The sequence below is a fragment of the Citrobacter sp. BIDMC107 genome, from assembly GCF_001037575.1.
In the GTDB taxonomy this organism is placed as follows: domain Bacteria; phylum Pseudomonadota; class Gammaproteobacteria; order Enterobacterales; family Enterobacteriaceae; genus Citrobacter; species Citrobacter freundii.
In genome coordinates, this window is the sequence record NZ_KQ089848.1 from 3,672,889 (window position 1) to 3,686,400 (window position 13,512).

The following is a 13,512-nucleotide window of genomic DNA, read 5'->3' on the forward strand; positions in this document are numbered from 1 at the left end:
TCATGATGAAAGAAGTTCGTATTGGATTGATTGGCACCGGGTATATCGGCAAGGCGCATGCTATCGCCTATGCCCAGGCCCCGACGGTGTTTAACCTGCGCGGCAAACTGGTGCGTGAAATGGTAGCGGAAGTTTCTCCGGAGCTGGCGGCCGAGCGGGCACAGGCGTTTGGCTTCAATCGTTCAACCGGAGACTGGCGTGCGCTGGTGGCCGACCCGGCCATTGATGTCGTGGATATTTGCTCTCCCAACCATCTGCATAAAGAGATGGCGCTGGAAGCGATTCGCCATGGCAAGCATGTGTACTCGGAAAAACCGTTGGCGCTGAACGCCCACGACGCGCGTGAAATGGTTGAGGCCGCACAGCGGGCAGGAGTGAAAACCCTGGTGGGGTTCAACTATATGAAGAACCCAACGGCGCAGCTGGCGAAAGAGATCATTGAGCGCGGAGAAATTGGCGAGGTGATCCATTTCTACGGCACCCACAACGAAGACTACATGGCCGATCCGCTTGCGCCGATCCACTGGCACTGTTTTAAAGAAACGGCGGGTCTGGGGGCACTTGGCGATCTGGCGGCGCATATCGTCAATATGGCGCAGTACCTGGTTGGCGATATTCATCAGGTCTGCGGCGACCTGAAGATCGTGGTGCCACAGCGTCCGGCGCAAGTCGGTTCCTCGCAAATGGTGACGGTAGAGAACGAAGATCAGGCCCACGCGATGGTGCGCTTTGCAGGCGGTGCGCAAGGGGTGATTGAAACCTCCCGCGTCGCCTGTGGCCGCAAGATGGGGTTGTCGTATGTGATTACCGGGACCAAAGGAACCATCAGTTTTACCCAGGAGCGCATGGCTGAGCTGAAGCTCTATTTGCATGACGATCCGGTCAACCGCCAGGGGTTTCGCACTTTACTGGTTGGTCCTTCGCATCCGGACTACGGCGCGTTTTGCATGGGAGCCGGGCATGGTATCGGTTTTAACGACCAGAAAACTGTGGAAGTGCGCGACCTGGTGGACGGCATTGCCGCCGATGCGCCGATGTGGCCGGACTTCGAAGAGGGCTGGAAGGTGTCGCGTGTGCTTGACGCTATCGCACTCTCGCACCTGGAAGGCCGCTGGCTGAATGTGAACGATATTGTCTGAAGAGGTATCAACGTGGAAAAGCAGTTTGATGTGATATGCATGGGCCGCGTGGCGGTTGACCTCTACAGTCAGCAGATTGGCGCACGCCTGGAAGATGTGTCGAGCTTTGCCAAATATCTTGGCGGATCGTCCGGCAACGTGGCCTACGGAACGGCGCGGCAGGGACTGCGTTCATCAATGCTGGCGCGGGTTGGCGACGAACATATGGGGCGTTTCCTGCGTGAAGAATTAAATCAGGTAGGCTGCGATACCAGCCATCTGATTACCGATAAAGACCGCCTGACAGCGCTGGTGCTACTCGGCATTAAAGACCGGGACACCTTCCCACTGATTTTTTACCGTGATAACTGCGCGGATATGGCGATTACCGCCAGCGATGTTGATGAACAGTACATCGCTTCTGCTCGTTGTCTTGCCATCACCGGGACGCATCTTTCTCATCCGCAAACCCGCGAGGCGGTGTTGACGGCGCTTGCTTACGCCCGGCGTCACGGCGTGCGTACGGCGCTGGATATCGACTATCGCCCGGTGCTGTGGGGGCTTACATCCTTAGGCGACGGCGAAACACGTTTTATCGCCGCCGATCAGGTCACCCGTCAGTTGCAGGAGGTGTTGCATCTTTTTGATGTGATTGTCGGCACCGAGGAGGAGTTTCATATCGCGGGCGGCAGTACCGATACGCTGCAGGCGCTGTCGCAGGTTCGCGGCGTGAGTAACGCGACGCTGGTCTGCAAGCGCGGTGCGCTCGGTAGCTCGGTGTATACCGACGCGATCCCGGCCCGGCTGGACGATGGCCTGACGGTGACCGGCGTACGCGTGGAGGTGCTGAACGTGTTGGGGGCGGGGGATGCGTTTATGTCCGGCCTGCTGCGCGGCTACCTCAACGATGAGGGATGGGAGCAGGCGTGCCGCTATGCTAATGCCTGTGGTGCGCTGGTGGTATCGCGTCACGGCTGTGCCCCGGCGATGCCGAGCAAAATCGAGCTGGATGATTATCTCTCCCGCGCTGCGGAGGTTCCGCGTCCGGATCTTGACCCGCGTCTAAACCATCTGCACCGCGTCACCACCCGTCGCCGCGAATGGCCGGAACTGTGCGTGATGGCTTTCGATCACCGCAGTCAGCTTGAAGAGATGGCGCTACAGTGCGGCGCGTCTTTGAAGCGTATTCCGGCATTGAAACAGCTTATTTTGCAGGCCAGCCGTGAAGCAGCCAACAGCGCCGGGCTGGAGGGCAAGGCCGGGCTGCTTTGCGACGGTACGTTTGGTCAGGATGCGCTGAATTCGATAACCGGAGAGGGCTGGTGGATAGGTCGCCCTATCGAACTGCCGGGATCTCGCCCGCTGGAGATGGAACACGGCAATATTGGCTCGCAGCTCATCAGTTGGCCGCAGGAACATGTGGTGAAGTGTCTGGTTTTTTTCCATCCGGAAGATGCCCACGCGTTGCGTCTGGAGCAAGAACAGAAAATCGCCGAGGTGTACCGCGCCTGTTGTCAGTCAGGTCATGAGCTGCTGCTGGAGGTGATTTTGCCGGCCAGTATGCCGCGCAGTGATGAACTGTATTTGCGCGCTATTTCCCGCTTCTACAACTTAGGGATTTACCCCGACTGGTGGAAACTCCCACCGCTGACTTCTGCTGGCTGGACGGCGTTGAGTGACATTATTGAACGGCGCGATCCGCACTGCCGTGGCGTGGTGATCCTTGGTCTGGACGCACCGGCAGAGCAACTGCGCGCGGATTTCAAAGCGGCTGCGGGTCATGCGGTGGTGAAAGGATTTGCCGTGGGACGCACGCTGTTTGGCGACGCTTCCCGCGCGTGGTTGAAACACGATATTGACGATGCGCAACTGGTGGCGCGCATTAAAGATAACTACCTGCAGCTTATCGCCTGGTGGCGCGAGCGCGGACAAGCATAATTCAGGAGAAGATAATGACGGTACAATTAGGTATTAATCCACTGACATGGACGAATGATGATCTTCCTTCACTGGGCGCTGAGACGTCGCTTGATACTTGTCTGAGCGAGGGTAAAGAGGCCGGATTTGCTGGTTTCGAACTGGGTAATAAATTCCCGCGCGAGGCGCGACTGCTCGGCCCCATTTTGCAGCGTCACGACCTGCAACTGGTTTCCGGCTGGTATTCCGGACGTCTGCTGGAACGCAGCGTGGAGGAGGAGATTGCCGCCGTGCAGTCACATCTGACGTTACTGCGCGAGCTGGGGGCCAAGGTGCTGGTCTTTGCCGAAGTCAGTGGTTGCATTCACGGCGAGCAGCAGACGCCGGTACATCTGCGTCCGCGCTTCCCGCAAGAGCGCTGGCAAGAATACGGTGAAAAGCTCACCGAGTTTGCGCGCTACACCCAGCAGCAGGGGGTACAGATTGCCTATCACCACCACATGGGAACGGTGATTGAATCTGCTGAAGATGTGGGTAATCTGATGACGAATACCGGTGATGAAGTTGGATTGTTGCTCGACACGGGACACTTGACCTTCGCCGGGGCCGATCCGCTGGCGGTGGCGCAGCGTTGGGCATCGCGTATCAACCATGTTCACTGTAAAGACGTGCGTGCCGACGTGCTGGCGGATGTCAAAAATCGCAAAACCAGCTTTCTCGATGCGGTACTGAGTGGGGTCTTTACCGTGCCGGGCGATGGCTGCGTTGACTATCCGCCGATCATGGCCTTGCTGAAGGCGAACCAGTATCAGGGGTGGTTAGTCGTGGAGGCGGAGCAGGATCCGGCCATCGCGCATCCGCTAACGTATGCGCGTCTGGGCTATAACAACCTTAGCCGTCTGGCGCGTGACGCTGGTCTTATCTGAGGAGGTGATATGTCACGTTTATTATCACGCTGGCAGCAGCCGGACGCGCAGGGGCGTACGCAGTCAGTGACGCCGGAAAGCGCCGGTTGGGAATATGTTGGCTTTAAAGCGTACGAACTGGAAGAGGGGCAGCAGCTTACGCTGCCCGCCGTCAGCGAAGAACGTTGTCTGGTATTGGTCGCCGGACGCGCGACCGTCACCACGCCGGGTGCAACCTTTACGGATATCGGCGAGCGGATGAGCCCGTTCGAACGGATCAAACCGTGGGCGGTCTATGTCACCGCTGGTGAAACCATACAGGTTCAGGCGGTGACCAGACTGGAGCTGGCGGTCTGCGCTGCGCCGGGGAAAGGCACACACCCAACACGGCTGATCGCACCTAAGGATATCGACGGCGAAGCGCGCGGCAAAGGTCACAACCAGCGTTATGTGCATAACATTTTACCGGAAGATAAACCTGCTGATAGCCTGCTGGTGGTGGAAGTGTGGACCAACGAAGGCTGTACCAGTTCCTGGCCAAGTCACAAGCATGATACCGACAATCCGCCGCAGGAGACCTATCTGGAAGAGACTTACTACCATCGCCTCAACCCGCCGCAGGGATTCTGTCTGCAACGGGTATACACCGACGACCGATCGCTTGACGAGTGTATGGCAGTCTATAACCGCGATGTGGTGATGGTGCCAAAAGGGTATCACCCGGTGGCAACCCTGGCAGGATATGACAGCTACTATCTCAACGTAATGGCGGGCCCGGTACGCAAATGGATGTTCACCTGGGAAGATGAACATGCGTGGATTAATCGCGAGTATCCAGCTGATAAGTAAGGTTTTGAATGGCTTTGTTAAAAGCGAGTCGTTTTTTCCCCTCCTTTTGAACAGTAAAATGGGAGGGATGGGATGACGGTTGGTACTATTTAAGTGCTCATTATTCTCATAGCTCGCCTTGCTATGAGAATAATGCAAGCGTCGATATATTTGGGATTATGGCAGTAGCCAGGGTGCTGTCGAAAACACCCCGGCTATCTTTTGTTGCGGGCTGATTAGATATGATATTTCAGTCCTAACGTTGCCGCGCTGTTGTTGTAACCGTTGTCTCCCATCTGGACGCCCACATTACCCCACAGATTTAAATCTGGCGTAATCTGGCCTTCGACACCCAGTTTAATCTCTCCCAGATTGCGTGCACCTTCCTGGCTGACGCTAACGTCGTCCATTTTTGTGCTAAAACTGCGTGTATTATGGAGCCAGTTAGCTTCAATAAATGGCTGGAATTCGCGGCCTTTGCCCTCATCCATTTTATTAAAGCTTTTCAGATAGGCTCTGGCTCCAAGACGGGTTTGAATATTACCGTTACCATTCATCTCGATACGCGTTCCGTTAGCTTCCTGATGGTCATCAGATTTGACCCCCATCCAGGTAACCTGCGCCTGCGGTTGAACATACCACTCATTAACGGTTCCTTTGCTGCCAGAGAATTCGCCAACTTTAAAGGTATACCCTGTTTCAACAGATGCCGTCAGACCTTTGGATTTATAGGACTCAGAAGCCAGTCCTTCACCTTTGACATGGTTATCAAACCATCCATATTGTGCCCAACCGTCGAAGTACAGGCCTTTATGGTCAGTGTTATCGGCAAACCATGTGGCATAAAGGCCAGTGCTATAGCCATTGACGCTACCTCGCGAGGTGTAACCCGTTGCTGATGAGCGGGTCTGATTATTGTCATGGCCATACCCAGCCATGATCCCGAGACGCCAGCTATCATGCCCGTTGGTTGAGCCCTGCGCGATATCGCTGCCGAGCTGCATCACATAGCGATTACTTTGAGTACGCAACTGGCTGCTACCGTCATACCAACTTTGGTGGCTACCTGCCTGACGCATCCACATACCGGTGGTTTTCATCTCTCCGGTTGACACATCTGTGTACTGCGCTTTGCCCGAGCGATCGTGTAGCTGCATGTTGAACATGGTGTTTACTGCAGCATGGTTCGCGGTATAGGTTCCTCCTTCCGGGCGAAGCATATGCTCTGTGGGCGAAACCGGTTTTTCGGGATTTTCAGGCTTAATCAACTGACTGGTCAGATACCAGTGATTATTGTTAGCCCCCTGACCTCGAACCAATGAATAATCATACGCACCCGCAGTGATACGTCCGCTCTGAGCAAAATCACCATCAGAACGGCCATCAACATGAATAAGCTCAATCCCCTCCAGAGTTTGTGAGCCCTGGCCTCCTGCATTGGTGACACTTACTTGAGTATTGCCAGTAGTATCACCTTTTACAATAAGCTTATCGGTGGCCGAACGATCGTCCCCCAGAACCGTATCAAAATTAATATGACCATTGTTGCCGTGGTAATTTCCTTCAACAATCAGCTGGTTGCCGGCGGACTGTCCAATATTCCCCAAAGATATCGCACCCTGATTGGTGAGATCTCCGCCAACAGTAAAGTGGCCTGATGCTCCATTTCCGGCAACAAACAGTCCGGCATTATGGATACTACCTAGTACCGTTCCCGCGCCTGAAAGCATACCGGCCGAAGATATATTGACCTGCTGGCTCGCTAAAGTAACAGGCGCATCCTCTTGACCCAGCATCAGCCCCCCTTGTTGAATATCCGTGGTGCCGGTATAGGTGGAATTCGCAGTCAGAGTGACAGTGCCCTGGCCTTGCTTGATGATATTACCGCTGCCATCGACCAGGTTTTGCATGGTCCAGTCATCCATGCTGTTAAGGATCATGTCACCCTGATTGTGAATCGTCGCCTCCCCCAGATGTTCGGCGGCTGACGCCACTAATTGTGTGTTTTTATCCAGGTTTAACTGGCCGCTAAATCCACTGTTATCCCCCTTAAGAGCGACGTTAGATTCGCTGAATGAAACTTCACCCTTACCGCTAAGGTTGTTGGACAAGTGTCCCTCAACGGCATTGAGGTTGAGATGACCATCGGCAATAATCTTCCCGGTTCCCAATCCCTGAGCATTATCCAGAGTGACCTCTGCGCCGGAGGCAATGGCCGTTGTTGCGTTTAAGGACGCATTACAGCCCTTCACGCTAAAGACACCCTTATCTATATTCAGATTACCGCTGCCGACCAATGCCCCCGCGGATGTTCCGCCGTTAGAAATCGTCAGGCTACCGCCATTAATATTCAGAACTGATCCTGCTGCGCTGGTTAGCTGCCCAATCGTCTGGCTATGCCCATTCATATCCAAAACGGTCTCTTCTGCCATCTGCAGACCTGCTGTATGGCCCAGAACATTATCATTGAGCATCAGTAGATTACCGCTGCGCAAATCGGTCAGACCGGTGTAATCATTATTCAAACCAGATAGTGAAACTGTGTGGCCTTTCTGGCTGTCGAGCGCCAGATCCCCGGAGCCGGTCAGGCGGGAACTCAATTCCGCAGCCGCCCCGATTTTTCCGTTGGCGTTCAGGATCAGTGCATTCTGACCCTGTCCTTGTAGTTCAATCTGCGTCAGACCGTAGCCCACATAAAGGCCGTCATGGTTTTGCCCGCTGGTCAGGCGATAGTCGTATGTTCCCTTTGCTACAACCTGCCCGTCCTGGCTGATGTCATGCTGAACAGCGTCTGTTATCGCGTTACCGTTCAGATCCTGCAGTTGCAGGTTTCCGGCATCTCCTTTTACAACGGTTGCTGAATTGGTGGAAACCAGTTTAATTTCCGCATTGGCGTCTTCCTGCTCCATTAAGGAGAGACCGGTATCAATACCTTGAGATATGGCGTCCACTACGCCCACAGGATTCACCTGCACAGCACCAGACCCCGTCAGGTCTAACCGGTCTTTAACATTCACCATTTTGTCGGTTTGGTGTATGCCGGGAGTAATGTTACCAAACTCAATGGTACCGCCAGAAAAGGCCAGACTTCCGATGGACTGTGTGCCTGTGCCCAGTGAAATTTCACTCCCTTTTCCTGCAATCAGCCCTGCTTTTGCAAGAGCATCGGTGTTGGTTCCCTGCAGGTTGAATGTCGTATTTTGTAATGCCAGATCACCAGTGAACCCAGAGGTCGCTGTGCTATTTTTAAAAGAGAAAGCGTGATTTCCCGTATCGACCCCCAGGATGCCAGACCCAGAAATCTGGTGGCTAAACAACCAGTCGCTGGTGCTATTGAGCTGCAGTTTCCCGTCAACGGATAACCCGGCAGAGCCCAGGTTTTTCTGATCGGACACGGTTGCAACGGCACCCGATTCAACATTGATCTTTCCTTTAAAGGCGGTGTTATCACCTAATAACGCCACATTTCCGGCGCCGACGGAGATAATGCCGTTCCCCGAAACCTTATTGGTAAACGCCATGTTGTCCTGGGCGTTCAGTAAGAGTTTGCCGCTATTGCTAATATCAGCGGTTCCCAGGTTCTGCGTAACCCCAAGGGTGGCATTCCTGGCAATTTTTACGTTGCCGCTAAATTTTGAGTTATCACCAGATAAAAACGTTGTACCATTTAGCGCATTGATATTACCCAGCCCCTCACTGCCGCTTGATATATCAGCTTTTATATTTGCGTTATCACTGGTGTGGTTCAGTGTGATTTTTTTATTGTCTGTGCTAGCCCAGACAAACTCTATTTTCTTGGCGTCAATAACCCCAGCAGATTTAGCTTTCTCACCTTCTTGAGCGCCTAATGCTAATTCTGAGTTCGTACTCAAGCTAATTTCTGGGGCAGATATTTTCCCCATGTCAGATACCACCAGCGTGGTATTTGAATCTTGATTGTAATACCCCAGGCTTAATTTCTCACTGGCGTTAATTTCACCCTTGTTATTAACCGACAGGAATTGATCGCCACCGTAGCTCTTGAAAACACCCATAAAGAATGTTTGTGTATTTACCTGGCTACCTTCGCCGCTAATGTTTCCCCTTTCATAGGTAAGACGACTGGTCCCTTTAACATGAATCTTACCGCCATCAGACACGTTAAAATAACCGCCAGTTCGCCAGTTGTCTGATGCACTGTCATATAAGTCGTCAGCATAGAGTTCGCTGCCTGCATTGGACACGTTAAGGTAACCCGTACCTCTCAGCAGAACGTTTAGCTCGCCATTGATACGCACTGTTCCTTGGGTAATATCCAGTCCACCACCTGATGTGAAGGTCAGGCGGGGGCGAGAGTCCGGCGCATTGATTACCAGGTTAGCATTATCTTTTACATTGATATGGTAATTAATAGACTGGTTTTTTTCGCCAAAATCAACGGTGCTATCTGTGCTGACATCAATATCATTAGCAAAGGCCATTGATGAACATAGCGCTACAGCACCGGCTAATAACGCCCTGGACTTTTTTTTCGTGTTCTTCCTTCCCAGTTCGGAGCACACACACCAGCAATTACGGACTTTACTCCATTTTATTTGATATATTTTGTTCATAAACTCTCCGCAAAATAATCATAATAAAAATTTAACACTTTTGGGGTAAGGTATTTATCGGGCTACATTTTTGAGAGTGAAAATGCAGATCTCCGAATTGATGATATATGTCATGTGTCATTAATGTGATGTAAGCATTGGTACTGGATACTCGATTCAAGTCTCCCTGCGTAGTTTGTCACGTGATAAATTAATTTTGATAATATAGCCATCAGTCTGAAAATATTTTACCTGAGGCTTTGCTGATATTTCCAGCCCCTTTATTATATTGCTGCTTGTTTTCAAATCAACGGGGGAGGGGGAATCGTCGAGAGTGAACTTAGCTTTGCTATACCTATTACAGTTCTGAGTCTTAGTGGGTAGAAGACGTGTGGACAATATATAGAAAGGGAGATAGCCGCCATGCTGCGGCTATCTCCTGTTTATATCCTGATCAGGAATTCGGTCGATGATTCTCAACTACCCAGACGGTGAGTTCTTTTTCCAACGTTTTATCTCCCGTCGTTGCCTTCACCTTCACCCAACTTTCACCAGCAGTATCCGTTCTCAGTTCAGAGTAGGCATTTCCTAACTTAAAGTTGGTTTTATCCGGCGTCATCGTAAAGGTTCCGCTGTCGGGTTTGGCTCTGCTGCCTGCGCTAAATTCGACACTGCAGTTTAATGGGTTACCGAATTTATCCCGCAACCGGGCCATAAAGCCCACCGGTTCAAGATCGGCAACGACGTAGCCAAAATCCTGCTCCAGAGTGAGTACTGGATTCTGGGCATCAGCATTCAGCATCAGCGAAGCATTTGCCGAGACGTTGCTACCGTGTTCAGCCAATGTGGCGGTCAGCGTGTAACGACCCGCCTTTTGACCGTGGACATTTACGATCGCAGTACCGGAAGCATTGGTGGTGACAAGCGTATTATCAATCACCAGAGGATCGCGTGGCGATGGGCCTGTGGCCGTAATCTTCAGCTTACGGTTGCTGACGCTGTTCCCCGATGTATCGCTCAGATGCAGGGTAAACGCCACGTTATCCACATCACTCACTACGGCGGATGTGGTTGACGGTTCGATCGTCAACGCTGCATTTTGCAGATCTGATACCACCTCAATCGCCTTACCCGCCGTAACGCGTTTACCCTCTTTGATGAAGGTTGCCTGCAATTGATAGTGCCCGGCTTCTGTGGCAACAAAGGTTGTTGATGCCATTCCTTTCTCATCCAATGTCAGTTCTGACTGGCCCAGTTTTAATCCATTGGCAGGGGTACTGGTCAGGTGCACGTCGCCACTAAATGGGTTGTTCTCACCGTCGACAACCTGTACCTGAATTTCATGCGTAGCTGATGCGTTTGCCACGATGCTCTCAGCAGGTGCCGCCAAATTCAGCACTGCGCTGTTAATATCAGGTACGAATTCCAGGTCAACGCTTGAGGACTCAACGCTGTGCTGCCCATCTGTAACCCTGGCATTAACGGTGTAATGACCCGCCTTAACCGTTGTGAACGTTACCGTCGCGTAACCCTCTTTATTGGTGGTGATTTTGTCCGGGTACACGAGACCTTGTGGCGTTACGATAAGCTCCACTTTCTGTCCTTCAACCGACGCGTTGGTATTGTTGAGCATGATCTCAAGCGTGGCACCATCGCGACCGTTTGCTGCAATATCGGTAATTGCGCCATTGTCTTTGGCTGTCAGAGACAATGTTGCCCCCTCCATTGCAGAGGCAAATGTGACGCTTAGGGATGAGCTGATGTTCCCCACGTTCAGCGTAACCTCATAGGTTCCCGGCGTTGAACTGGTCAGTGAGAATCTTGCTTCACCTTTGGCATCGGTGGTGGCAACGTTCTCGCCATTCGCAACCTTGACCTGTGACGGTAACGCCAGGGTGACCGTGTATCCGGATAGCGCGTTACCATAAGGGTCGGTCAGGGTAACGACCGCGACATTACTCTGTTTGCCATCCGCCAGCGCATTGTCCCTGGTCAGGTTAAAAGCCTGCACCACCGGCTGCGTTTTGTCTGCAATCCAGTTGGCTTGTTTTTCCAGCCCGGAGAAATCATGTTTTTGTGACGTCACACCAATGCGTGTCGCCTGAGCCAGTTCAGACGTTGCCTTAGCGCTGTACACGCCGTCTTTCTCTTCTACTGCAGTAAAACGGATCTCGCCGCTGGCTGAAACAGCATAAAAACGTAAGCTGTCGTCGCCGGTGATGGCATTCCCGTCTTTATCTTTTGCTTCTAACGCCAGGTTAATCGGGTGCCCAACGACCTGCTCCATAGGCATTACCGTGAATGTCGATTTTGCCGACTCGGCGGAAACCGCTTTAAGTGTCACTGTCAGGGTTTCTGTTTTACCCAGCACTTTAGCGGTTATGCGTGCCGTCCCCGCCGTTAAACCCGGCGTCAGCATAGCGGTATACACCCCTGAACGGGTTTCCTGCACTTCACCAAGCTTTGGAGCCTGTGCCGAACGCTCACGATTTCTCTGTGCGTCAGGCGTAAATGCCAAAGACAATTCAATGTCATGTGCAAGCCCTGTTAACGGATTGCCATTGGTATCTTTAAGCACCAGCTTAACCGGATGCTGTGACTTCCCATCAGCCGCGATGATCGGTTGCTGCTCGTCGTTCAATGTAAAATCCATTGTGCCGACAGAGGCTGAATTCCCCGTCACCGTTACGCTCATCACTGCATAGTTAGAGACGTTTCCTTTAACATCTCGCGCCGTTGCGCCGATCTGCCACTGATTGGTGCCGCCTGGTGTATAAGCGGGTAACGTCAGTTGCCATGACGTGCCGCTACCGGAAATGCGCCCGCCAGCGGCGGCAAATGCGCTATCGTTCCACTCTACCGACTGAATGCCCCAGTGGGATTTATCCAGTGAAATAGTCACCGGAACAACGGCGCCACCTTCCCCCTGTACGCTTTCAGGCAGGCGGATTTTCAGAACCGATTTTTTGCGGTATTCCAGAACAATATTGTTATTTCGTTCGACAAAATCGTAGCGTCCGTGCTGAACTTCGCGCATCAACGCAACATTGTCGCTGTCCAACTGCTTCGCCAGCGGGATGCCGGGGCGATAGTTAATCTCTACGCCGAAGCGTGAATCATGAGTATTGCTCTGCCCCTGCTTGTGTTCAGCGGAAAGCGTAACTAGCGGAACCGGCGTATAGCTGATCCCGCCTGTAAAGGCGTACGGATTTTCCTGAAGATGATCGCTGCCAAAGAGGCCGACATTCTTGCCGTAATACTTTTCATATTTAAGCGATGCGCCCAGTTGCGGATACGATGGCAACCAACCTTGGGTATAGATATCCCATCCATCCGCCGGACGTTCCTGATAATCATCCAGATCGTGGGAATCCTTCCATTTTGATAATCTTAAATAAGCATTTGCGCCTGCATGTAAATAATCTCGCCAATACTCAACGCCTGCACCCATACGTGCGTGATGACGACTTAAATCGTAGTCATAAAATAAGTTTGCGCCCAGCATTGAATTATCCGCCGTGAAGTAGCGATAACCCATACCGATATTAGTTTGGGTTCTGTCATCGGTACGGTGAAGCGATGTCTGGCTAAATAAAACATGCTGCTTTGTATCAATCCACGGATAAAGGAAATCGAACGACGAATCTTTCAACGAGAAAGCGTCATCGACGTTGAGTTGAAGACGCGCATTACCGTACTTCTGTAGCCACTCTACCACCTCCTTCGTTGCCTGTGCTGAGACGGTATTGGCAGCAAAACTGCCCGCATGGCCGTTTTCAATACTTCTGCCAGCTTGCGCGGCGAGAGAAGACAGGCCGCGCAGTTCTTGCTGTTCTGCGGCGGTCTGCGATGCCTTAACGGCTGACGCATGGCTAATGGTTGGCGTGAAGCTAAGAAGGGCAGGATACAGGGCCTGCAAAGCGATTGTTGACCATGCGACAACCTTATTAACGGGGCCTGTTGCCCCATTGCTCCGCGAAATTTTCTTATTTGACATTCGTAACTCCAATATCAATTAAAAAAATCAAAGGTTATTCTATGTACTGAACGGGATGCATAATATATGTATTTAGTAGGAAATTTCAAGAGTTGTTTATGGAGAAGTTAACTGGATGTTTTTACACTATGTGGCGTGGGGGGGCTAACTATGTCGAACGTTTAAATGACGAATGT

At 52.1% G+C, this 13,512-nt stretch carries 6 protein-coding genes; 4 read left to right on the forward strand and 2 right to left on the reverse strand.

The genetic code is table 11. The features are described from left to right. Nucleotides 1-5: 5 nt before the first annotated feature. The 4 genes from SK39_RS17160 to iolB are packed head-to-tail and all read left to right on the forward strand — an operon-like array spanning nucleotide 6 to nucleotide 4,789. The gene (locus tag SK39_RS17160; RefSeq protein ID WP_003845956.1) at nucleotides 6-1,139 is read left to right on the forward strand and encodes a Gfo/Idh/MocA family protein; all 1,134 of its coding nucleotides are present in this window, start codon (nucleotides 6-8) and stop codon (nucleotides 1,137-1,139) included. Between the two features lie 12 nt (nucleotides 1,140-1,151). Next, complete coding sequence (locus SK39_RS17165) at nucleotides 1,152-3,056, forward strand: bifunctional 5-dehydro-2-deoxygluconokinase/5-dehydro-2-deoxyphosphogluconate aldolase (RefSeq protein WP_016150834.1); 1,905 nt, start codon at nucleotides 1,152-1,154, stop codon at nucleotides 3,054-3,056. A gap of 14 nt (nucleotides 3,057-3,070) precedes the next feature. Beyond that, nucleotides 3,071-3,961 (forward strand): myo-inosose-2 dehydratase, encoded by an 891-nt coding sequence (iolE, locus tag SK39_RS17170; RefSeq protein ID WP_003845952.1) that lies wholly within the window; start codon nucleotides 3,071-3,073, stop codon nucleotides 3,959-3,961. 9 nt (nucleotides 3,962-3,970) lie between these two features. Further along, entirely contained in the window at nucleotides 3,971-4,789 is an 819-nt protein-coding gene (gene iolB / locus SK39_RS17175; protein ID WP_048217232.1) for a 5-deoxy-glucuronate isomerase, read from the forward strand. A 215-nt stretch (nucleotides 4,790-5,004) separates the two neighbouring features. Here the strand turns inward: iolB and SK39_RS17180 are convergent, their stop codons facing one another. Then, nucleotides 5,005-9,360 (reverse strand): autotransporter outer membrane beta-barrel domain-containing protein, encoded by a 4,356-nt coding sequence (locus SK39_RS17180; RefSeq protein WP_048217233.1) that lies wholly within the window; start codon nucleotides 9,358-9,360, stop codon nucleotides 5,005-5,007. 433 nt (nucleotides 9,361-9,793) lie between these two features. Beyond that, nucleotides 9,794-13,336, reverse strand: coding sequence for an inverse autotransporter beta domain-containing protein (locus SK39_RS17185; RefSeq protein ID WP_048217234.1), 3,543 nt, complete (start codon nucleotides 13,334-13,336; stop codon nucleotides 9,794-9,796). Nucleotides 13,337-13,512: the final 176 nt, after the last annotated feature.